This window comes from Myxococcales bacterium, assembly GCA_016720545.1.
GTDB lineage: Bacteria > Myxococcota_A > Polyangia > Polyangiales > Polyangiaceae > JAAFHV01.
Genome location: JADKKK010000014.1, coordinates 102,557 through 123,420, shown reverse-complemented (window position 1 = coordinate 123,420; position 20,864 = coordinate 102,557). Strand labels below are relative to the sequence as shown.

Annotated in this window: 19 protein-coding genes; 8 read left to right on the top strand and 11 right to left on the bottom strand. The window is 71.6% G+C overall.

The window, feature by feature from the left end; genetic code table 11:
- Nucleotides 1-7: 7 nt before the first annotated feature.
- From IPQ09_22870 to IPQ09_22850, 5 genes are all read right to left on the bottom strand, one after another.
- Nucleotides 8-823, bottom strand: coding sequence for an AgmX/PglI C-terminal domain-containing protein (locus IPQ09_22870; protein ID MBL0197018.1), 816 nt, complete (start codon nucleotides 821-823; stop codon nucleotides 8-10).
- Between the two features lie 51 nt (nucleotides 824-874).
- A complete protein-coding gene (locus IPQ09_22865; protein MBL0197017.1) occupies nucleotides 875-1,753 on the bottom strand; it encodes a phosphatase PAP2 family protein in 879 nt (292 codons plus the stop codon).
- Between the two features lie 66 nt (nucleotides 1,754-1,819).
- A complete protein-coding gene (locus IPQ09_22860; GenBank protein ID MBL0197016.1) occupies nucleotides 1,820-3,046 on the bottom strand; it encodes an ABC transporter permease in 1,227 nt (408 codons plus the stop codon).
- A 182-nt stretch (nucleotides 3,047-3,228) separates the two neighbouring features.
- Nucleotides 3,229-3,984: an ABC transporter ATP-binding protein gene (locus tag IPQ09_22855; protein ID MBL0197015.1), complete on the bottom strand. Its 756-nt coding sequence runs from the start codon at nucleotides 3,982-3,984 to the stop codon at nucleotides 3,229-3,231.
- A 4-nt stretch (nucleotides 3,985-3,988) separates the two neighbouring features.
- Nucleotides 3,989-5,374 (bottom strand): efflux RND transporter periplasmic adaptor subunit, encoded by a 1,386-nt coding sequence (locus IPQ09_22850; protein ID MBL0197014.1) that lies wholly within the window; start codon nucleotides 5,372-5,374, stop codon nucleotides 3,989-3,991.
- A gap of 142 nt (nucleotides 5,375-5,516) precedes the next feature.
- Here IPQ09_22850 and IPQ09_22845 point away from each other — a divergent pair, with 142 nt between their 5' ends.
- The gene (locus tag IPQ09_22845; GenBank protein MBL0197013.1) at nucleotides 5,517-5,975 is read left to right on the top strand and encodes an SMI1/KNR4 family protein; all 459 of its coding nucleotides are present in this window, start codon (nucleotides 5,517-5,519) and stop codon (nucleotides 5,973-5,975) included.
- A 32-nt stretch (nucleotides 5,976-6,007) separates the two neighbouring features.
- On the opposite strand, the gene IPQ09_22840 is transcribed toward IPQ09_22845, so the two are convergent.
- The 4 genes from IPQ09_22840 to IPQ09_22825 form a co-directional block, all read right to left on the bottom strand.
- A complete protein-coding gene (locus IPQ09_22840) occupies nucleotides 6,008-6,244 on the bottom strand; it encodes a hypothetical protein (protein MBL0197012.1) in 237 nt (78 codons plus the stop codon).
- A complete protein-coding gene (locus IPQ09_22835; protein ID MBL0197011.1) occupies nucleotides 6,241-6,861 on the bottom strand; it encodes an RNA polymerase sigma factor in 621 nt (206 codons plus the stop codon). The genes IPQ09_22840 and IPQ09_22835 overlap by 4 nt, the downstream gene beginning before the upstream one ends.
- A 17-nt stretch (nucleotides 6,862-6,878) precedes the next feature.
- Entirely contained in the window at nucleotides 6,879-9,482 is a 2,604-nt protein-coding gene (locus IPQ09_22830; protein MBL0197010.1) for a VWA domain-containing protein, read from the bottom strand.
- Between the two features lie 139 nt (nucleotides 9,483-9,621).
- Complete coding sequence (locus IPQ09_22825; protein MBL0197009.1) at nucleotides 9,622-10,764, bottom strand: hypothetical protein; 1,143 nt, start codon at nucleotides 10,762-10,764, stop codon at nucleotides 9,622-9,624.
- Between the two features lie 339 nt (nucleotides 10,765-11,103).
- On the opposite strand from IPQ09_22825, the gene IPQ09_22820 reads away from it, so the two are divergent.
- The gene (locus tag IPQ09_22820) at nucleotides 11,104-11,451 is read left to right on the top strand and encodes a hypothetical protein (GenBank protein ID MBL0197008.1); all 348 of its coding nucleotides are present in this window, start codon (nucleotides 11,104-11,106) and stop codon (nucleotides 11,449-11,451) included.
- A 36-nt stretch (nucleotides 11,452-11,487) separates the two neighbouring features.
- Here IPQ09_22820 and IPQ09_22815 read toward each other — a convergent pair whose 3' ends face one another.
- Nucleotides 11,488-11,808 (bottom strand): TMEM14 family protein, encoded by a 321-nt coding sequence (locus tag IPQ09_22815; GenBank protein MBL0197007.1) that lies wholly within the window; start codon nucleotides 11,806-11,808, stop codon nucleotides 11,488-11,490.
- A gap of 266 nt (nucleotides 11,809-12,074) precedes the next feature.
- Between IPQ09_22815 and IPQ09_22810 the strand changes: the two genes are divergently transcribed.
- From IPQ09_22810 to IPQ09_22790, 5 genes are all read left to right on the top strand, one after another.
- Complete coding sequence (locus IPQ09_22810; GenBank protein ID MBL0197006.1) at nucleotides 12,075-13,469, top strand: hypothetical protein; 1,395 nt, start codon at nucleotides 12,075-12,077, stop codon at nucleotides 13,467-13,469.
- Nucleotides 13,470-13,803: 334 nt separating this feature from the next.
- Nucleotides 13,804-14,781 carry a methyltransferase domain-containing protein gene (locus IPQ09_22805; GenBank protein ID MBL0197005.1) on the top strand — a complete coding sequence of 326 codons (978 nt, stop codon included), beginning with the start codon at nucleotides 13,804-13,806 and terminating at the stop codon, nucleotides 14,779-14,781.
- Between the two features lie 86 nt (nucleotides 14,782-14,867).
- A complete protein-coding gene (locus IPQ09_22800) occupies nucleotides 14,868-16,193 on the top strand; it encodes a nucleotide sugar dehydrogenase (GenBank protein ID MBL0197004.1) in 1,326 nt (441 codons plus the stop codon).
- Nucleotides 16,190-17,146, top strand: a complete 957-nt coding sequence (locus IPQ09_22795) for an NAD-dependent epimerase/dehydratase family protein (GenBank protein ID MBL0197003.1) — start codon at nucleotides 16,190-16,192, stop codon at nucleotides 17,144-17,146. The genes IPQ09_22800 and IPQ09_22795 overlap by 4 nt, the downstream gene beginning before the upstream one ends.
- Nucleotides 17,143-18,282 (top strand): DegT/DnrJ/EryC1/StrS family aminotransferase, encoded by a 1,140-nt coding sequence (locus IPQ09_22790; GenBank protein MBL0197002.1) that lies wholly within the window; start codon nucleotides 17,143-17,145, stop codon nucleotides 18,280-18,282. The genes IPQ09_22795 and IPQ09_22790 overlap by 4 nt, the downstream gene beginning before the upstream one ends.
- Before the next feature lie 247 nt (nucleotides 18,283-18,529).
- On the opposite strand, the gene IPQ09_22785 is transcribed toward IPQ09_22790, so the two are convergent.
- Nucleotides 18,530-19,240, bottom strand: coding sequence for an SEC-C domain-containing protein (locus IPQ09_22785; GenBank protein MBL0197001.1), 711 nt, complete (start codon nucleotides 19,238-19,240; stop codon nucleotides 18,530-18,532).
- On the opposite strand from IPQ09_22785, the gene IPQ09_22780 reads away from it, so the two are divergent.
- Entirely contained in the window at nucleotides 19,218-20,858 is a 1,641-nt protein-coding gene (locus IPQ09_22780) for a long-chain fatty acid--CoA ligase (GenBank protein MBL0197000.1), read from the top strand. The two genes, IPQ09_22785 and IPQ09_22780, sit on opposite strands and share 23 nt — an antisense overlap.
- Nucleotides 20,859-20,864: the final 6 nt, after the last annotated feature.

The window sequence follows — 20,864 nt, the reverse complement described above, 5'->3', positions numbered from 1 at the left end:
GCGCCGCTCAGGGCTGCTTGGGCGCGGGCGGAGGCGCCGGGGCGCGTGGGCGCGGCGCGGGCGGCGGAGGTGCCGGCGGCGGAGGCGAATCCGAGAGGAAGTGGACCGGGTAGACCACCGTCACGCTGCCCCCGCCGTCGGGCTGCGGGAAGGACATCCCTCGGAAGGCCGTCGCCAGGCACGTCTGCATGCCCGGCGGGGCGAAGTCGGTCGGGCCTGGCACGGCAGAGGCCACCGCGCCGGTCGGCCCGATCACGAAGCGCACGCTCGCGCGCCCGCCCAGCTTGGGGTTCGTGCGGAGCGCGGACTCGTAGCAGAGGCGCATTCGCCCGAAGTTCATGCGGACGATGCGCTGGATGACCTCGGGCGGCAGGCGCCCGACCACCTGCGTGGCGCCTTGGCGCAGCGTGATCGAGGAGCCGCTGCCGCTGCCGAGGCGCCCGAAGCCGCTCCCCGTGCCCAGGCCGCCCGCGCCCGCGCTGCCGAGCCCGATCCCGCCGCCCGCGCCGCCAGCGACGAGGCCCACTCCGCCGCTGGGCGCGCCGCTCAAGGCGCTGAGCGTGCCGTGGCTCGTGGCGCCGTCGCCGACCCCGCTCTCGTCGAGGGCGCCGAGGGCCTCCGCGAGGCGTTCGTCGCGGTCGGCCTTCGCGGTCTCCGTCTTCGAGTCCTTGGGCGCGGGCGGGACCTCGTCGAGCGTCGCGCTCGCCACCGGACGCGCGGGTGGAGGTGGGAGCGTCGGGATGACCGGCGGGGGCGGTGCGCAGCCGAGGTGACCGAGCAGAGCCCACAGCACGACCGCACATGCCCGCACTGGAGAGCGCATCGTCGGAAGGGTAGCGCGCGCGCCCCGGCAGGCCAACCGCGCCGCGCGCGGCTACAGCGCGCCGACGAGCGCTACGCCGGCCCCCAACGGCATGAGCCGCAGCCTCGGTGGAGGTGAGTCGCGTGCATCTTGCATGCGTCGAAAGTCACGCCCCACGCTGCTCCCCACCGCTTGGCCGAGCATCGCGCCCGCCACCACGTCGGAGGCCCAGTGGTGCGCGCCGCGCAGCATCCCGAGCGCGATCGCGGAGGCCGCCGGGTACGCGACCCACGCCACCCAGTCCGCGTCGACGTAGTAGCTCGTGAGCGCGGCCGCGAGGCTCACGGCGACCGACGTGTGGCCCGAGGGCCAGGCGCTGTTCTCGAGGAGCGGCCCGCGCCACTCGCGCGCCCACTCGGGGTGCCGCAGCCGCTCGGGAGACGTGGGATCGCCGCCGTGGTTCGGGAACGGCCGGCCCGTGAGGCCCTTCAAGAGCACGGTGGCCGCGAACGTGACCGTCATCGCCTGGAGCGCCGCGGCGCCGGCCCCCGTCCAGCGGCCCTTGCCCGTGACCAGACCGGTGCCGTAGAGCAGCGCCCCGATCGCGGGGGGGCCCACGTACCCCGCGACCACCGTCGCGTCGCTGAAGCCTCGCGCGCCCACGCGCTCCTCGAACGCCACGCGCAGGTGGTGGTCGGCCCCCGAGGCGCTCAGCTCCATCGTCGAGAGGAGCGCCGCCCCGTAATAGAGCAGGTTCTCGCCCGTGCCGGCGGCGACGAGGTTGCACCCGAGGCGGTCGGTGGGCGCGGCGATTCGCCCGTAGCCAGGGAGCGGCGCGAGATCCTTCTCGCACGCGCGGGCGGTGCCCTGCCCCAGGAGCGACGCGAGCGCGAAGGCGCCGGCGATCCGTCCGACGGCGCCGAGCCGCGCACTGCCCACGCCTCGGCCCATGGCTCACGCTATCACGCTATCACGCTAGCGCGCGCGGCTCCCCCGCGGCAATCGAGCACGCGGGCGTCACTCGTAGCGGAGCGCGTCGATCGGGTCGAGCTGCGAGGCCTTGCGCGCGGGATACAGCCCGAACGCGATCCCGACGAAGGCGCTGAAGGCGACGGCGACCGCCACCACGTTCGGGTCCACCGCGGTCGCCCACCCGAACTTCGCGGCGATCCATTCAGACACGCCCACACCGAGGGCGACCCCGACGAGGCCGCCGGCCACGCTCAGGGTCACGGCCTCGATGAGAAACTGGAGGAGGATCTGGCGCGGCTTCGCCCCGATCGCCATGCGTATGCCGATCTCGCGAGTGCGCTCCGTCACGCTCACCAACATGATGTTCATGATGCCAATCCCGCCGACCAGCAACGACACCGCGGCCACGCCGGCGAGGAGGCTCGTCATCGTCTCCGTGCCCTCGGCCTGCGCGCCGGCCAGCTCGCTCAGGTTACGGATCGAGAAGTCGTCGTCGGTGCCGGGCAGGCGATGGCGCTCGCGCAGCAGCGCCGTGATGTCCTGTTGGGCGCGCGCGACCGCGTCGCCGGAGGTCGCCGACACGTAGATGCTCCCGCTCAGGTACTTGCCGAGCCCGCCCTGGATCTTTCGCGCGAACACCGTGTACGGGATGAAGACCATGTCGTCGTAGTCCTGCCCCGTCGCCGACTGGCCCTTCTTCTCGAGGACGCCGATGACCACGAACGGGATGTTGCGAATGCGCACGACCTGCCCGACGGGGTTCACGCTCGAGCCATAGAGCTTCTCGACCACCGTCTGGCCGAGCAACACGACCTTGTTCTGCGCGTCGAGATCGGCCTGACGGATCGGCTCTCCGACCGACGTGCTCCAGCTGCGAATCTCGAAGTACTCGGGCGACGTGCCGCTCACCGAGGTCATCCAGTTGCCGGCCTCGCCGATGATGGGCGAGTTCGCGCGGAGCAGCGGGGCCGCGAGTCGCACCGAGGGTACCTGTCGCTGGATGGCTGTGAGGTCGTCCCACGTGAGCGTCGGCTGCGAGCCGAACCCCCCCTGCATGCCGCCCGAGGTCGTGGAGCCAGGCAAGATCACGAGCAGGTTCGTGCCCATCGACGCGAAGGCCGACTCGATGCGCGCCTTCGCGCCAGCCCCCACCGCCATCATGGCGATCACGGCGGCGACGCCGATCACGATGCCGAGCACGGTGAGGAACGAGCGCATCTTGTTGCGCACGATCGCCCGCACCGCCACGCGGAACGTCTGGAAGGGGTTCATGGCGAGACCTCGCCTTCGGCTCGGGCTCGCCATAGACCTGCGTTCGCCCCTTCGGGGCTCACTGCCGGTTCATGGGAGACCTCGCCTTCGGCTCGGGCTCGCCCTAGACCTGGGTTCGCCCCTTCGGGGCTCACTGCCGGTTCATGGGGGGCTCACTGCCGGTTCATGGGAGACCTCGCGGCTCACGACGCGTCGCCCTCGAGCATGGCCGCGCCGGCGGGCGGCGGGAGCAGCACGACCGGCTTCGCCTCTTGGCGGCGGTCCTCACGGATCTTGCCGTCGCGCACCACGATCACGCGCGAGACGTACTCGGCGATCTCCGGCTCGTGCGTCACGAGCGCCACCGTGATGTCGGTCCGCGCGAGCTCTTGGAAGAGCGCCATCACCTCCAGGCTCGTGCGCGTGTCGAGGTTCCCCGTGGGCTCGTCGGCGAGGATCACCTTCGGCTCGCCCACGAGCGCCCGCGCGATGGCCACGCGCTGCTGCTGTCCGCCGGAGAGCTGGTTCGGCGTGTGATCGAGGCGCGACCCGAGCCCCACCCGACCGAGCGCGGCGGTCGCCCGCTCGCGTCGCGCCCGGCCGCCCACCCCCTGGTAGAGCAGCGGCAGCTCGACGTTCTCGAGCGCGGTCGTGCGCGAGAGCAGGTTGAAGTTCTGGAAGACGAACCCGAGGTACGTGTTGCGCACCTCGGCGAGCGCGTTCTTGTCGAGGCGCGACACCTCGCGGCCCGCCAGGAAGTACTGCCCGCTCGTGGGTCGGTCGAGGCAGCCGAGCACGTTCATCAGCGTGCTCTTGCCGCTGCCCGAGGTGCCCATGATGGCGATGAACTCGCCCTTCTCGACTGTGAGCGAGACGCCGTCGAGCGCGCGCACCTCCACGTCCCCGGTGCGGTACACCTTGGTGAGATCGACAACTCGTATCTGCGCGTCGTCGCTCATGATTTTAGATCCCAGAGCGGCGCCCTCCGCCGCCCCCTCCGCCGCCCCCTCCGCCGCGCGCGGGCCCCATGCCGGGCATCGCCGTCGTCGCGGGCTTGACCCCGCGCGCCACGGCGTCGAGCACGACGAGGTCGCCCTCGCGAAGGTCGCCGGAGAGCACCTCGGTGGCCGAGCCGTCCGTCAGGCCGGTCCGCACCTCGACCGCCACGAGCTCGGCGCCGCGGAGGACATAGAGCCGCCGCGCGCTCGCGCGACCCCGGCCCTCGCCGGCGCCGCGCTCCCCGCGGCCCGCCCAGCCGCCGTCGGGTCGCCCGCCATCGCGACGCCGCGGGCGCTCCCCCTCCACGCCTCCGTCCGCGCCTCCGTCGCGGGGGCCGCCGCCCGCGTCGTCCGGCGAGGTAGAGGCGCCGCGCGGCTTGCCTGCGTCCTCGCCCGGCGGCTGGAAGCGAAACGCGGCGTTCGGCACGGTGAGGGCGTCTTCGCGCTCCTGGTAGGTGATGCCGATGTTGGCCGTCATGCCCGGTCGGAGGCGCAGGTCGGGGTTCTCGACGGCCAGGACGGCGTCGTAGGTCACGACGTTCTGCACCGTCTGCGGAGCGTAGCGGATCATCGCGATCTCGCCGTCGAACTTGCTGCCCGGGTAGGCGTCGACGGTGAACGCCGCGCGCTGGCCGGGCGCGAGGCGCCCTACGTCGCCCTCGGCGATGTTCGTGTCGAGCTGCATCTTGCGCAGGTCCTCGGCGATCGTGAAGAGCACGGGCGCGGAGAGCGACGCGGCGACCGTCTGCCCGACGTCTACGCTCCGCGAGATCACGACGCCGTCGATGGGCGACACGATCTTCGTGTACGAGAGGTTCACGCGGGCGAGGTTGGCCGACGCGGCGGCCTGGGCGAGCGCGGCCTTCGCCGTGTCCACCTGCGTGCGCGCGACCTTCGCGTTCGTCTCGGCGGCGTCTACCTCGGCCTGCCCGGCGAGGCCCTGCGCCGCGAGCGCCTTCACGCGGGTGTAGGTGCGCTCGGCGTCGAACGCCTGGATGTCCGCCCGCGTGACCGCCGCCTTCGCCGCCAGCGCGGCGGCGTTCGACTGCTCGACGGCCGCCTGAAAGAGCTGCGGGTCGATCCGCGCGATGAGCTGCCCCTTCTTCACCGGAGAGTTCCAGTCGACGAAGAGCTCTTGAACGCGGCCGGACACCTGGCTCCCCACCTGGACCGTGACGCGCGCCGACAGCGTGCCGCTCGCCGTGACCTGCGCGACCAGCCGCCTCCGCTCCGCCGGCGCGGTGCGGTACTCGACGGGAGGAACACGCGCGCCCGCCGTGACGCGATACAGCCCGTAGCCGAGCGCGATCACGCAGACGGCGACCAGGACGAAGACCAGCGCGCGCTTCATGCCCTGTCTCTAGACCAAACGGAGCCTGCGCGCTGCGAGCTTGCGCCTCCTGCAAGCCCGCCTCGGCGCGACCCCGTGCGCCCCGTGACGGTTGCGTCGCGCACGAGGAGGCCCGTAGGCTACGTGGCCATCGAGGTGCACGATGGCGGCCAAGAAGAAGGTTATCCCGACGGTCGAGGCGACGTTGTCGGCGCTGAGTGAGAGCCCGCCCAAGGGAAAACAGAAGGGGGCGAAGAGCTTCAAGAAGCTCGAGGCGCTCACCGCGATCCCCGACGGGCTCCGCGAGCTCTGGACCTGGTCCAACGGCTTCTCGCGCATGTTCCTGCGCAACGCCGACTACTTCACCGAGTGCACGGACGACCTCTACTCGGTGGACCAGGCGGCGACCGTCCTGAAGCGGAACCTGGAGGCCGGCATGGATCCGCAGCTCCTCCCCTTCGGGGGTGAGGCGGGCAGCGGCGATAGCCTGGTGCTGCACGCGAAGACAGGGCGCGTCCTCTATTGGGATCACGAGGAGGGCGAGGCCGACGCAGGGGATCCGGTCGCGAAGTCGCTCGACGAGCTCCTCGCCCGCTCCGCGAAGCTCTTGCTCGGGGTGTAGCTGCCTTTCAGCTCAAGCCTGCGCCGCGGCGCTCACAGCCGAGCCGCGCGCACCTTCGCGAGGACGGCGCGGGCCGTCCCGCTGAGCCCGTCGGGGGACGTGGTCGCCTCGAGGCGCCGGTGTGTGAGCGTCTCCTCAAAGGCTTCCCGCCGGCCCTCCTCGTCGAGGTCGTGGAACGCCGGGGCCCAGGCGATCTCTCCGTTGGGCCGGGTCTCGCGGGTCGCCGAGGCGACCTCGCACACGAGCGCGTCTCTCTCCTCGGGGGTCACGTCGCACCTCCCAGGTCAGTCTCGTCGCGCTCGTCGTCCGTCTCGTGTGCGGCTGCCCAAGGGAACACGATCCCCTTCTCCCGGAGGCACGCGAGCAGGGCGCGCTTGGCGCGCGTCACGTTCTGAAGGAACGTGTTCTTGCGCATCGAGAGACCCTCGGCGAGGCGCTCGTCGGGCACCACGCCAGAGCCTTGGAGCCGCGCGACCATCGCCTCGCGGGGCTTCGGCGGCAGGCGCTCGACGCACTCGCGCGTCGCCTCGCGAAGCAGCACGTCCGGGGCCTCGTTTACGGCGTCGAGCGACGCCGCGTCGGCCGCGCGCTCGAACGCCTCGGGCTCGAGCGCGCGCATGCGCCGGCGACGGAGCTCGGAGATCGCGGTGTTGCGGGCGGTGCGCACGGCGAACCGGAGGAGCGCGTTGGGGCGCCCGTCCGGCACGACGCCCGGCGCCGCCTGCCACACCCGGAGGAGCGCCTCCTGCAACACGGCCTCCGTGTCTACGGTCGCGGCGAACGCGCGGAGCGAGACCCGCACCTCGTGCTCGGTCGAGGAGAGCCACGCCGCGAAGGCGTCGGCGTCTCCTTGAGCGATGTGTGCAAGATACACGTCGGCGTCCACGGGTCGTCCTCTCGCTGTCAGGAGAGCCGAATCACGAGCGCTCCGGAAGGCCCGTCGAGCGTCAACGTCACCGCCTCACCGCGGGTGATGACGCGCCCGCCGGGGCCCCCGAAGTGCGGCGTGCCGACGAGGCGCACGACGCGGCCCGCGCCGTAGGTCCCCGCGGCGGTAGACCGCGCCGGGTCGAGCTCCACGGCGACGCGCGTCCCGTCGCTGAGCAGAAGGGAGAGCGGCCCGTGCACGAGCTCGAGCTCCTCGGTGAGCGTGAGCTCCACCGACAGCGCGCCGCCCGCGAGCACGGCGAGGCGTCCGGTCAGCTCGCGCGCCGCGCCGCTCGCGCGACCCTTGCCCGCCACGCCTTCCATGGGTGCCGGCGCCTCCACCGCGGGGGCCGCGAGCTCGTCCGCGCCGCCGTCCGGCTCCTCGCGCTCCGCTGCGCCGAACACGGCACGCACGGCGCGTTCGAGCAGGCTGGGAGACTCCTTCTTCGCGCTCTTGCGCTTCTCCTCGGTCTGTCGCGGCGCGCGGGTCTCTTCGTCGGCGACCTTCGGCGCCGGCCTCACCGGCGCCGCTGCGGCCGGCGGCGCGGCGCGCTTCGGCGAGGGCGCCGGCGCGGAGGGCGCGGGCGGTGGCGGCGCGCCGGTCGCGCTGCTGGGCCAGGGCACCGTCCCCGCGCGCGTGCTCGTCGCCGCGAACCCGTCGCGTTGGACGTGTTGGGCGAGCAGGGTCGCCCACGCGGGCCGCAGCGCCGCGCCCACGGCCTCCGTCGTCATCCCGAACGGCAGCGCCTGCGCGATCGTCTCGCGGCGTGTCGGCGCCACTGGGTTCACCGCGTTCACCGCGCGCGTCCTGTCGACCGCCACGAACGAGGTCCGTCGCGTGCTGATGCCGAACGCGAGCCCGAGCCGCTCGACCTCGGCGTCGGCCTCGCGCGCCGAGCCGTAGGCCCCCGCCGCGAGGCGCAGGTCGACGTCGAGCACCGCCTCTCGACCATACAGAGCGCGCAGGTGAGCGCGCGCTACGCCGTCTGGAACCACCTGAAGTTCTTGACGAAAATCGCCGTCGACCGTGCGCCCGACGAGCACCAGCGGGCCGCCCTCGCGTGGCAGGCGCACCGGGATGAGCACCGGCGCGCCGGCGTAGAGGTCGGGCAGGCGCTCGATCGCGCACGCGACCTCGAGATCGCCGGCGGGCGTCGGACGCTTGACCGCGAGGTCGGTGACGATCGGCGCGGTGGTGCGGGCGAGCAGCCGCGCGACGAGCGGCTCGACGTCCTCGCCGACGCCGCACACGATCTCGACGCCGCGGCCGGCGCGGGCGGCGGGCGCGAGCAGCGAGCGGTTCACCGCAGACCCCACGCCCACGGTGTGGACACGGGCGGCGTGCGCGTTGTCGCGGAAGATGGCCTCGACGATCTCCTGCTCGAAGCCGATGAGGCCGTCGGTCACGAGCACCACCTGCGCGTGGCGTCCCGGACGCACGTCGCGGAGCGCCCGCAGGATGCCCGTGCGCATCTCGGTGCCGCCCGAGGCGCGGAGCTTGGACAGCCACGCGAGCGCGTCCCGCTTGGTGTCGGCCGTCGCGGCCGCGGCGGCGGGCAGGAACGAGCGCGTGTCGTTCGAGAACTCGACGAGGTGGACCCGGTCGGCCTCACGCAGCGACGAGACGAGCGCCTTCGCGACGCGCTTGGCCTGCGCGAGCGGCTCTCCGCCCATCGAGCCGCTCGTGTCGAGCAGCACCGTGAGATCGCGCGGGTGCTCGGGGCCCGCGCCGGGCGCCGCGCCGGGCGGCACGACGGTCACGAGCGCGTAGGCCGCGTCTTCCTCTTCGGCGACGTGCACCGCGGCGGTCGCGCGCGGCGCGCCGGTGGTCGCGTCCCACCGCACGACCACGTCGCGATCGAGCGGAACGCGCCCGTCGGCGCCGCCGAACGACACGGCGAACGCCTCGCCGCTCCGCGCGCCCTCGCGCGCGCACTGGAGCGCGTGGGACGGCGACTCGGGCGAGCGCCCGTCGGGCAGCGCGTCGCGCACGACGAGCGAGAGCGCGACGCGCGGCGTGTCGGTCGAGACGTCGCGCACGGTGACCGCGAGTCGCTCGGCGTCGGGCACGCGGCCCGCCTCTCCGAGGTAGCGGGGCGCGACGGTGAGGGGAAACCGCAGCTCCCACTGGCCGCGCGTGGCGAGCGGGGCGAGCGCGACATAGGTGAGCGGCATGTCGAGGGTGATGCGGGCAGTGATCCGCGCGCGCGGCGGGATGTTGCCGAGCTCCTGCGTGAACACGGTCGAGCGCTCCTCCTCGAGGAGCGCGGCGGTGTGCCCCGAGGCGAGCGCGTCCTCGAAGACCTCCCGCGCCCTCGACTTCGTGTCGATCACGCCCTCGATCGTGCGGTCGCCGACGAGGAACGAGAACCCGCTCACTGCGGCCTCGTGGGGCAGCGGCAGCGTGTACGTGACGTGGAGGGCCTCGTCGTGGGGGTTCTCGAAGGTCTGCTCGAGCGTGAGCCGCGCGAGCCCGCCCTCCGCGTCGGCGCGGAGGTGGCTCTCGCGGAGCGGCAGGGCGCGCGCGGGGCAGGAGGCGGCGGAAGCGGTGGCGGCGATGGGCGACATGCGAGGCGACATGGGGGCTCCTTGGCGCGGACGAGGACGTTCTCGTCACGCTCGCTCCGTCAACGCGACGTCACCCGGCTCCGGTGACAGCGTCCATGTCGATTTCTCATTTGATGTCCAGCCACGCGAAGCCGCGCCGTGTCGCCGCTCGCTACGGCGTGGGCGTGGCCTCGTCGTGCGCCCCGGAGGCGTCGCCGACGTACGCGCCGTCCGCGTTGTCGGTGTCGCCCTCGGGGATGAACGCGGCGTTCTTGTAGTCCGCGAGCTCCTGCGCCGTGCGCGCGTTCAAGAAGGTGACGAGCTCCTTGTAGGTCGTGCACTTCACGTTCGGCTTGGCGCAGACCTCGAGCGCGAACTCCTTCATCGCCTCCCAGTAGGCGCCGCCGTTCCACTTCGAGAAATGGTGGCCGATGTGCACCGGCGCGCGGTTGCCCGTGTAGTTCGCGTTGAAGTACGCGCGGTACGTGTCGAGCATCCGCTTCTTGTACGTCGCAGAGTTGCCAGCATCGGGCGCCGCGGCGGAGTCGGCGACGTAGAAGTTGTAGTCCATCGACAGCGTGCGCTTGCTCGAGCCGACGATGCGGAGCTGGGCGAGCGCCATGTCCCAGATGCCGTTCACCTTCTCCGGCCAGTGGCTGGAGGCCGCGCTCTTGCTCGTGTCGTAGGTGTAGCCGTGCTCACGCAGCGTGGGGAACAGCCCCGGGCTGTGGCCGAGCTGCGGGGCGCGAAATCCGACCGAGTCCTTCGCCGTGAACGCGAAGGCGGGGGCCCCGGGGTGGGGCGTCTCGAAGAGGAGCTTGTCGAACTGATCGAACTCGCTGTCCCACTCCTCCGCGGTCCAGGTGGAGCCGTCCCAGTGGCCCACGGTGTGCGAGCCGATCTCGTGGCCCTCCTGGAAGGCGAGGTTGGTCTGCTCGATGCGCTTCGCCACGTCGGCGTCGGTGCCGCCCCACCCGATCGCCGACGCCCCTCGCGCGTGCTTGGGCGGCGCGTAGGAGGCCCCCGCGGCCTTCGGCAGGTAGTACGCCGCGTTGATGAAGTACGTGAACTTCAGCGGAGCGCCCTTGCGCTTCGCCTCTTGCGCGAACTCGCGCGACTCGGCCCAGAAGGCGTTCGCGTAGGAGCCGTCGAAGGCGAGGAGCACGTACTGCGGCGGCTTCTTCGAGATGGCGTCTTCGTTGCCCGCCGGGTCGTCGGTCGACGTCGCGCTGCAGCCCGGCAGGCCCGCGGCCATGGCGGCGATCAGGGCGACACAGACGGAGGCGGCGAGGGGGCGAACGGCGGGCGACTTCATGGCGTTTCCTCAGCGAATCGCGGGGCGTCGATCGCGCCCGCGCGAGCAACGGTAGCCGAAATCGCCTGGGCCTGCACGCGCTCCTCGCCCCAAAAGCCGATGGCCGCCACGAGGGGCCGAGCGTCGTCGTGCGCGCGCTGCTCTACGCAGACGCGTGCCTCGCCACATCCTCTGCGGCCAGCCCGAGCGCCACCACCGTCGAACGGGGGTGAACCTGAACGCTTCGGGAGAATGGCCAATTGTTTCGCGGTCGGTGATCCGTTCGTGGCGTGCCGCGCACAGGGGAGTGGAGACCGACACTTCAACCGCAGCGGATGTGATCATTGCCATTCGGGGCCGATGTTCTCCGACTACGCCCTTCACCGTATTGGCGCCCCCGATCTCCCCGGCGCCCCGGCCGACCAGGGCGGGGGAGCGCGCGCGTTCCGAACACCCTCGCTCCGCAACGTCACCCGCACCGCGCCGTACATGCACTCGGGGTCGCTGGCCACGCTCGACCAGGTCTTCGACTTCTACGACCGCGCCGATCGCCGGCTCGACCCTCAGCTCGACGACGTGCGCGGGCCCGACCGCCGCGACGCCGCCGACGTAAAGGCGCTGCTCGCCGCCCTGAGCGACGGCACCTTCGACCAGACCATCCCCACGGAGGTGCCGAGCGGCCTCTCGGCTGGCGGGACCTTGCGCTAACGTTAGTCCCTCACAAAGGCGTGACGCGCGCGCTGCCTACCGCAGCGCCGCGGCGCACGCGCCGAGCACGCCGCCCACCCCGAGCGCGGCGACGAGGCCGGCGGGCATGGCCTTCTTCGTCTTCAGGTAGGCCGGGAGAAATCGGCCCACGAGCGCGAGCGACACGACCCCGCCGAGCACCGCGCCCCCCACCACGTGCGCGCTCCCGAGGAGCCCCGAAGCGACCCAGAGCAGCACGCCCGAAGCTCCACCGGCGATGAGCGACGCGCGGCTCTTCGCCTTCACGTAGCCCATGACGCCCCCTCCGAGCGCGACCAGACCGAAGAGAGAGAAGTACGCGGCGAGGGCGAGGTGCATGCGCCTCGAATAGCCGAAAGCCTGGCCTGCGTCTCGTTCTCGCCCGCGCCGAAACCGAGAGACGCGACGTGAAGCCTCGACCCGCTCTCGCGGTCGCCGTCCGGCTCGCCGCGTGGCTGGTGCTCACGGCCGGAGCGCTCCTCGTGACCCTCGCGTCGTCGAGCGCGAAGCCACGTCGGTCCCGTTCCTGACTTGTGGAGTCTCGTCCTCGGGTGGTGGTACGCTGTCACACCGCCACGGTGCGTGGCAGAAAGCCGAACCCTCCCATGAAGAACCTCCGCCTCGGTGCCACGCTGCTGGCGACTCTCGGGATCGCCACCTCCGTGTTCGTGGGGTGCGGCTCCAGCGTCGGCGTCCCTGGCGGCGACGACGCCGCTCCGGACACCGGCGTCTCGGACGCCTCCGTGCCGGACGTCTCCGCGCCGGACGCCTCCGTGCCCGACACGTCGAGCCCCGACGCGCGCCCGGACGCGAGCGTCGATGCGAGCGTGGACGCGAGCCCGGACGCCACCGTCGTGGACGCGACCGCGGACGCGCCCGTCGACGCGAGCCCCGATGCGGCGGACGCTGCGGACGCGGCGCCTACCCCCTGCGGAGTGAGCGGCGGCAGGCTCTGCGCGCTCGGCGAGGCCTGCGTCCTCGACGGCGACTGCGCCTCTCCGAACGTCTGCGAGGCGAAGGTGTGTGCCGCGGAGCCCGCGGTGCGGACCATGGCGGACATCGTCGACCTTCGCACGTTCGACTTCGAGGGCACGACCCTCGTGTACACGGTGGGCAACCCCTCGGTGTACTCGTGCACCCTCCCGGGATGCGACGACGCCGCGGCGATCCCCAACATCACCCAATCGACGATGACCGGTCGGCCGTTCCCCATCTCCGTGGCGGGCGGCTTCGTTCAGTACCCGGCGGCGGGGGTCGCGGGCTCCGTCTTCACCGTGGCGGCGTCGCGCTCGGTCGACGGTGCGGTCGCGGGTCCTTCTGCGACGTTCTCGTGCGTCGACCGGCTCAACCGCGCCACGGAGCCCCTGGTGAGGTCGTCCCACTCGGGCGCGGACGGCTGGAGCGGCCTCTACAAGTGCATCACCGACGAGCGCGGCGTCGGCGGCTTCCGGTACGGCTTCGCGTCGATCGCGGGCGCGACACGGCTCGACCGCGTCGGCCGCGGCTCTCCCTCCAAGCACTCGAACGGCGACGCCACAGTGCGGCTCGTGCCGGGCACCCAGACGGTCACCCCGACGGGCTCCATGACCACGAGGACCGACCTCGTCAGCACCGTGCTCGGGACGATCTTCTGGGGCAACTCCGAGAACCCCGCTCCTCCCACGGAGCTGGTCACGAGCCCCAAGAGCTTCGGCGGCGTGGACCTCGTATACCCCGCGGTCGGCGTGCGTCAGGGCGCGAACTTCGGCGTCATTCGCAGCTCGGCCCCAGGTCGCATCTTCAACCTCGGGACGGGCGCGACCACGATCAGCATCGACGAGCGCTACCTCTACGTCGGGAAGGCCACCGGCCTCGGCCGGTGTGAGCTGTCCGAGATCGGCACCCTCAACACCTGCACCCTCGCGCCCATGTCCGCAGACTCGGTGGAGGCGCCGCTCTATGTCTCGGCGACCCACGCCTGGTACAAGAGCGGCACGCGGGTGCTTCGCGTGGCCAAGTAGTCCCATGCGCCCGCCCGCCCGCGCGCGACACGGCCACGGCCACGGCGCGCGCCGCTCACCGGACGCTCGGCGCTGGGCCCGTGGTGGCTGACGCGTTTCTGAAAGATGAGCAACATCGCAAGCTTGGTTCGTCTTCTTGCGGGCGATCCCGCGTGCGGCGCGCGGCTCGGGAGTCAGCGAAATTAGGCCACATTTCGATTGAACTTCTCCCTTCGCGGCGGCAACTTACGCCCGCAACCGCTCGAAAGGGATCCGCGCTCATGCTCATCAACGTCGAAGAGAGAGACGTGCGCACCGCCGTCGCCGGAGTCATCAACGCGGGCGTGGTGGTGTCGTGAGAGAGAAGCTCCTCGAAGTGCTCGCCGAGCCCGTCACCGGAGCCACCCTCCGGCTGCGCGCGGACCAGGGCAGCGGCGACTCGATCGAGTCGGGCGCGCTCATCTCCGAGGCCACCGGCAAGGAGTACCCTATCGTGCGGGGCATTCCCCGGTTCGTCGAGGGCGAGACCTACGCCGACTCGTTCGGCTGGCAGTGGAACAAGTTCCGAGGCACGCAGCTCGACAGCGTCACCGGCGCCGGTCACTCGAAGGCCCGCTTCGACGACGAGACCGGCTGGACCGAGGTCGATCTCAAGGACAAGTGGGTCCTCGACGCCGGCTGCGGCGCGGGCCGCTTCTCGGAGATCGCGGCGGCTCGCGGCCCGAACCTGGTGTCGCTCGACTACTCGGCCGCCGTCGAGGCGACGAAGCAGACCCTCGCCGGGTTCCCCAACGTCGACGTCATCCAGGGCAACCTCCTCGAGCCTCCGTTTCGGAAGGGAGCGTTCGACTACGCGTACTGTATCGGGGTCGTCCAGCACACGCCGGATCCCCCGCGGGTGATCGCCAACGTCATCCGTAGTGTCCGCGACTTGGGCCATTTCGCCTTCACAATCTACGCCCGGCGCCCTTGGACCAAGCTGAACGGCAAGTACCTCGTGCGCCCCTACACGAAGACGCTCAGCAAGGACGAGCTGCTCGGGCTGGTCCGCAAGGCGATGCCGGTGGCGTTCCCCATCACCGACACCCTGAAGCACGTGCCCGTGCTCGGAAAGGCCGTCGCCTTCGCGCTGCCCGTGTCGGTCTACAATCGGGGCGATTTCAACCGCGAGCAGCGCTACGAGGAGGCGGTGCTCGACACCTTCGACGCGCTCTCGCCGCAGTTCGACTCGCCGATGACCTGGCAGGAGGTCGAGGCCGTCTTCCGCGCCGAGGGCGTCGCCCGGTGGCAGTGGCGCACCCGGGTGCCCATCATCGTCGGCGGCACCCGCTAGGCCCTCGCGCTCGGCGTGCCCGTCTTGTGTTTGTGTGACCTTGGCCCCGCCCCGCGCGGGTCCACGCTCTTCGAGGGCTCGGCTCCATGACTGCACTCATCGAAAGAATCGAACGCAAAGAGGCGCACGTCGCCGTCATCGGCCTCGGGTACGTCGGTCTGCCTGTGGCCGCGTGCCTCGCCAGCGCCGGGTTCCGGGTCACGGGTGTCGATCTCAAGACCGACCGCGTCGCCGCGATCGCCGCCGGCGGCTGCCCCATCGAGGGCGAAGAGCCGGGGCTCGCGCCGATGATCGCGGAGGTCGTCCGCACGGGGAAGCTCGTCGCGACGACCGACTACGCGCCGCTCGCCACCGCCGACGTGGTCCTCATCGACGTCGACACCCCGGTCGAGGGCGACAACCGGCCCGCGTACCGCGCGCTCCGCGGCGCGTGCGAGAACCTCGGCGCGGTCATGAAGGACGGCGTGCTCGTCATCGTCGAGTCGACCATCGCGCCGGGCACGGTCGACAGCGTCGTCGCGCCCCTGCTCGAGAAGGTCTCCGGGAAGAAGCGCAACGAGGGCTTCTTCCTCGGCCACTGCCCCGAGCGCGTCATGCCCGGCCGCCTCCTCCAGAACCTCACCCAGCTCTCCCGCGTGTGCGGTGGCAGCACGCCCGACACCGCGCGCGCGATGGTCGCGCTCTACCGCACCATCGTGAAGGGCGAGCTCGACGCCGCCGACTGCGTGACGGCCGAGCTCGTGAAGACCGCCGAGAACACTTACCGCGACGTGAACATCGCGTTCGCCAACGAGCTCGCGATGATCTGCGAGGCCTCGGGCGGCCACTTCCTCCGCGTGCGCGAGCTCGTCAACAAGTCTCCCGGGCGCAACGTGCTGCTCTCGGGCGCCGGCGTCGGCGGCCACTGCATCACGAAGGACCCGTGGCTCCTCGCGCACGGCGCGCCGAAGCTCGACGCCAAGGTGATCGCGGCGTCGCGCGCGCGGAACGACGGCATGCCGAAGCACGTGCTCTCGCTGGTCGAGGCGGCGCTGAAGCAGGCGGGGCGCTCGCTCTCCGGCGCGAAGCTCGCGGTGCTGGGCTTCTCCTACCTCGAAGACAGCGACGACACGCGCCACAGCCCCTCCGAGACCTTCATCGGGCACGCGATCGAGGCCGGCGCGACGTGCGCCGTACACGACCCGTATGTGCACGAATACAAGGGCGATTTGAACGAGACGCTGGCAGGCGCCGACGCCGCGGTGCTGCTCGTCGCCCACACGGCCTACAAGGCGCTCGACTGGGGCGCGGTCGCCGAGAAGCTTCGCACGAAGGTCCTGGTCGACGCACGCCACGTCGTCGACGCGGGGGCCGCAGAGACCGCCGGGCTCGTCTTTCGAAGCCTGGGCAACGCAGCCGGAGAGCCATCATGACCATCGAGAACGCGAAGATTTTCATCACCGGCGGCGCCGGCTTCATCGGGTCCACGCTCATCGGGCGGCTCATCGAGAAGAACACGATCGTCGCGTACGACAACCTCGCGCGCGACTCGCTCAAGGACAAGGGCTTCCGCGATCACAAGAACCTCACCCTCGTGAAGGGTGACGTGCTCGACGCCGCCCACGTGAAGCGCCACATGGAGGGCGCCGACATCGTGGTGCACTGCGCGGCGATCGCCGGGATCGACACCGTGTCGAAGAGCCCCTGCACCACGCTGCGGGTCAACATGCTCGGCTCGTCGAACGTGCTCGAGGCCGCGGCGGCGCTCCCCAAGGTAAGCCGCGTGGTGTGCTTCTCCACCAGCGAAGTGTTCGGCGTCCACGCCTTCCGCTCCGCCGAGACCGACTCCACGGTCATCGGCGCCGTGGGCGAGCCCCGCTGGACCTACGCCGTGGGCAAGCTCGCCGAGGAGCACCTCGCGATCGCGTACCACAAGGAGCACGGGCTCCCGACCACGGTCGTGCGTCCGTTCAACGTCTACGGCCCCGGCCAGGTGGGCGAGGGCGCGCTCAGGAACTTCATCCAGAAGGCGATCCGCAACGAGCCCATCGAGGTGCACGGCGATGGCAGCCAGATCCGCGCGTGGTGCTTCGTCGACGACATGGTGGACGCCGTGCTCCTCACGATGGAGCACCCGAAGGCCGTGGGCGAGACCTTCAACATCGGCAACTCGCGCGCCGTCTGCACCATCTACGCGCTCGCCGAGACCACGGTCCGGGTGCTCGGCTCGAAGAGCAAGATCACGCTCGTCCCGCGTGATCTGGCGGACGTCGCCATGCGCATCCCCAACGTGCGTAAGTCGAGCGAGCTCATCGGCTTCAACGCGAAGGTCGACCTCGACGAGGGCATCGCGCGGGCCGCCGAGTACTACCGGAGCCAGGCGTGATCCGACTCTCGGTCCCGAGCATCAACGAGGACGATCTCGCGGCGGTCGCCCGGGTCCTCAAGACCGGCTTCCTCGTGCAAGGCCCGGAGGTCGCGAAGTTCGAGGCCTCCATGAAGGCCATCACGGGGTCGAAGCACGCGGTCGCCCTCACCAACTGCACCGCGGCCCTCCAGCTCGCGCTGCTCGCCCTCGACGTCCGCCCCGGCGACCTCGTGCCGGTCACGGCGTACTCGTGGCTCTCCACCGCGAACGTGATCGAGCTGTGCGGCGCGCAGCCCGTGTTCGTCGACATCGACGAGCGCACGTTCAACATGTGCCCGGACGCCCTCGAGGCCACGCTCGCCCGGGTCACCAAGACCGAGGACGCGCGCCGCCGCCTGAAGGCCATCCTGCCCGTGCACACGTTCGGGCAGACCGCCGACATGACCCGCCTGCTCGCGATCGCGGAGCGCTATGGCTTGCCGCTCGTCGAGGACGCCGCGTGCGCGCTCGGCGCCACCTGGCATGGCAAGCAGGCCGGCGCGATGGGCGTGATGGGCTGCTTCAGCTTCCACCCTCGCAAGGCGCTCACTACGGGCGAGGGCGGCGCCATCACCACGGACGACGAGGCCCTGGCGAACCGCCTGCGCGCGCTCCGTAACCACGGGCAAGACCCCACCGCGCCGTCGGCCGACTTCATCATGCCGGGCTTCAACACCCGCATGACCGAGTTCCAGGCCGCGCTTGGCGTCACCCAGCTCGCGAGGCTCGAGCCGGTGCTCGCGGGGCGGCGCAAGCTCGCGCGCGTGTACGACGGGCTGCTCGCCAAGACCGCGCTCACCGCGCCCTACGTGGCGCCCGGGGCCGAGCACGCGGTGCAGAGCTACGTGGCCACGCTGCCCGAGGCCGCTGCGCCTCACCGCGCCGACCTCATCCGCGTCCTCCGTGAGCGCGGCATCGAGACCAACATCGGCACCTGGCACATGCCGCTCACCACGTACTTCCGCACGCGCTACGGGTACCGCCCGGGCGACTTCCCCGTCGCCGACCGCGTGTTCGCGCGCTCGCTCACGCTGCCCCTCTACGACGGCCTCACCGAGGCCGATCTCGCGCGCGTGGTCTCCGAGATCGGCGCCGTGCTCGCCACCTTCGGGTAGCGCGCAAGTAAGCGCAACACCTGAATAGTGCATCGCAAATGGGTGCAAAGGCCCCCGGGCTGAAGCCCCGGGGCAGGGAAAAAGCTCACGGTGGCGGTGCGCGAAGCCCGCCGGGGCGGCGGGCTCTTTCGCGACCTCGACAGCCCGTTGACTTGTAACAGGCGGCTAACGGCGAGCCCGCCCTGCGGGCTTTGATCGGGTTGATCCCCGGCTTTCACTGCCCCGGGCTTCAGCCCGCGGGCGGATATCAGGACCGCACCGTGTCCTTGTGTGTCGCCGCGAGGGCGAGGAAGTCGTCGCGCCGCAGCCCCGCGCCGTCCGCCATGCCGCGCGGGAGGGCTGCGCGAGGGAGGAGGGTGCCGCCTGCGTAGCGCAGCGCGCCGCCCACACCGCCCTCGCCGTCGAGCGCGCGCGTGAAGGTGGAGAGCTCCGCGAAGGAGCGGTCCTGTCCGCGCTCGAACACCTTGGCGAGGAAGAGCGCCTCGGTCTCGGTCTCGTCGCCCACGACCACGCCCATGTACTTCAGCGCGCGCCCCGCGCGTGAGAGCTCGGCGATCCGGGCGTCGACCGCCTCGGGCTCGGTCGCGCGGTCGGGGTGATCGTGCGCGAGCGTGGCGTACAGGTATTCCCCGTCGCCCAAGGCGAAGGCCGAGTAGCGCGCGCGCACGAGCGCGCCGCAGGTGGCCGGCGCGACGGCGCCCGAGTGGGCCGGGCGGCAGCACGCGCCGTACGGGTGGCCGGAGCGGCAAGGGCAGGGCTCGCTGTTCTTCACGCCGCGAGTGTAGACGAGGCCGGCGCAGGCCGGCGACGCGGGATTACGCGCGGCCGCCGAGCCCCTCGCGACCCTCGGCCGCGCCGAGCGGCGCCCCTCGGCGTCGAGCGCGAACAGCGGATAGAGTACCGCGACGCCCACGCCTTCCAAGGAGCCCACGACCATGCGCAGCACGATGATGGACACGCCGCTCTCGCTCGCGACCCTCCTCCGCCACGCGGCGTGCGTGCACGGCGGCGCGACCGTCACCACCGCGACCGAGCACGGCAGCCGGAAGGCCACGTTCCGCGAGTGCGCGCGGCGGGCGGCGCGGCTCGCGCACGCGCTCCGCGGGCTGGGCGTGGTGGGCGACGAGCGGGTCGCGACGTTCATGTGGAACAACCAAGAGCACTTCGAGGCGTACATGGCCGTGCCGGCGATGGGCGCGGTGCTGCACACGCTCAACATTCGCTTGCCGCCGGCCGAGGTCGCGTTCATCGCGAACGCGGCCTCCGACCACGTCGTGCTGGTCGACGCCTCGCTGCTGCCGCTGTTCATGGGCATCGTCGGGGACTGCATCACCGTCGCGCACGTGGTCGTGGTGGGACAGGCCGAGCCGACAGCGCTCGAGGCGCTCGCCGCTTCGGGGAAGGCGGTGCACCACTACGACGCGCTGCTCGCGGAGGCCTCCGCGGAGCCCTTCGACTATCCGGTGGTGGACGAGCGCGAGGCCTGCGCCATCGCGTTCACGAGCGGGACGACGGGCTCGCCAAAGGGTGTATCCTACAGCCACCGATCGGCCATGCTCCACTCGATGCAGCTGTGCCTAGGCGACAGCACCGGGGTGGGGTCGAGCGATCGCATCCTCGCGGTGGTGCCGATGTTCCACGTGTGCGCGTGGGGCCTTCCCTGGGCGGCGATGCTCGTGGGCGCGAGCCTGGTGTTCACCGATCGCTTCCTCCAGCCCGAGGCGATCGCGCGGCTCATCGTGGCGGAGCGCCCCACGTTCGGCGGCGCCGTGCCGACGATCTGGACCGCGCTGCTCCACCACGTCGACCAGCACCCGGTGGACCTGAGCTCGTTTCGCATGGTGCTCGTCGGCGGCTCCGCGTGCCCGCCCTCGCTCATGCGGGCCTTCGAAGAGCGCCACCGCATGCGGATCGTGCACGCGTGGGGCATGACCGAGACGAGCCCGCTCGGCTCGGTAGCCGTGCCCCCCGAGGGCGTCACGGGGGAGGAGGCGTGGACCTACCGCGTCACCCAGGGGCGCCTCTCCGCCTTCGTCGAGGCGAAGCTGCTCGGCCCCGACAACCAGGCGATCCGCCACGACGGTGAGACCTCGGGCGAGCTCTGCGTGAGAGGGCCTTGGGTGACCGGGAGCTACTACCCCGAGAACGATCCTGAGAAATTCGAGGACGGCTGGCTCCGCACCGGCGACGTCGGCACGCTCTCGCCCACCGGCTACCTCACCCTCACCGATCGCGCGAAAGACGTCATCAAGTCGGGGGGCGAGTGGATCTCCTCCGTGGCTCTCGAGAACCACCTCATGGCCCACCCCGACGTGCTCGAGGCGTGCGTAGTGGGCGTGCCCGACGAGAAGTGGGGAGAGCGTCCGCTCGCGTGCGTAGTGCCCCGCCCCGGCAAGGCCCCCACGTTCCGCGACCTCAAAGAGTCGCTCACCGACAAGGTCGCCAAGTGGCAGCTGCCCGAGCGGTGGACCGAGCTCGCCGCGGTGCCGAAGACCAGCGTCGGGAAGTTCGACAAGAAGAAGGTGCGCGCCGACTACGCGGCCGGAAAGCTGGTCGTGGAGCGCGTCGAGGGCTGACCCGCT

What these genes read in the sequence shown, in the direction of transcription:
- IPQ09_22830 (MBL0197010.1), bottom strand. Translation starts at nt 9,482, where the DNA reads ATGTCGCCTCGCATGTCGCCCATCGCCGCCACCGCTTCCGCCGCCTCC.
- IPQ09_22815 (MBL0197007.1), bottom strand. Translation starts at nt 11,808, where the DNA reads ATGCACCTCGCCCTCGCCGCGTACTTCTCTCTCTTCGGTCTGGTCGCG.
- IPQ09_22845 (MBL0197013.1), top strand. Translation starts at nt 5,517, where the DNA reads ATGGCGGCCAAGAAGAAGGTTATCCCGACGGTCGAGGCGACGTTGTCG.
- IPQ09_22825 (MBL0197009.1), bottom strand. Translation starts at nt 10,764, where the DNA reads ATGAAGTCGCCCGCCGTTCGCCCCCTCGCCGCCTCCGTCTGTGTCGCC.
- IPQ09_22865 (MBL0197017.1), bottom strand. Translation starts at nt 1,753, where the DNA reads ATGGGCCGAGGCGTGGGCAGTGCGCGGCTCGGCGCCGTCGGACGGATC.
- IPQ09_22870 (MBL0197018.1), bottom strand. Translation starts at nt 823, where the DNA reads ATGCGCTCTCCAGTGCGGGCATGTGCGGTCGTGCTGTGGGCTCTGCTC.
- IPQ09_22810 (MBL0197006.1), top strand. Translation starts at nt 12,075, where the DNA reads ATGAAGAACCTCCGCCTCGGTGCCACGCTGCTGGCGACTCTCGGGATC.
- IPQ09_22780 (MBL0197000.1), top strand. Translation starts at nt 19,218, where the DNA reads ATGCGCAGCACGATGATGGACACGCCGCTCTCGCTCGCGACCCTCCTC.
- IPQ09_22820 (MBL0197008.1), top strand. Translation starts at nt 11,104, where the DNA reads ATGTTCTCCGACTACGCCCTTCACCGTATTGGCGCCCCCGATCTCCCC.
- IPQ09_22800 (MBL0197004.1), top strand. Translation starts at nt 14,868, where the DNA reads ATGACTGCACTCATCGAAAGAATCGAACGCAAAGAGGCGCACGTCGCC.
- IPQ09_22850 (MBL0197014.1), bottom strand. Translation starts at nt 5,374, where the DNA reads ATGAAGCGCGCGCTGGTCTTCGTCCTGGTCGCCGTCTGCGTGATCGCG.
- IPQ09_22855 (MBL0197015.1), bottom strand. Translation starts at nt 3,984, where the DNA reads ATGAGCGACGACGCGCAGATACGAGTTGTCGATCTCACCAAGGTGTAC.
- IPQ09_22795 (MBL0197003.1), top strand. Translation starts at nt 16,190, where the DNA reads ATGACCATCGAGAACGCGAAGATTTTCATCACCGGCGGCGCCGGCTTC.
- IPQ09_22860 (MBL0197016.1), bottom strand. Translation starts at nt 3,046, where the DNA reads ATGAACCCCTTCCAGACGTTCCGCGTGGCGGTGCGGGCGATCGTGCGC.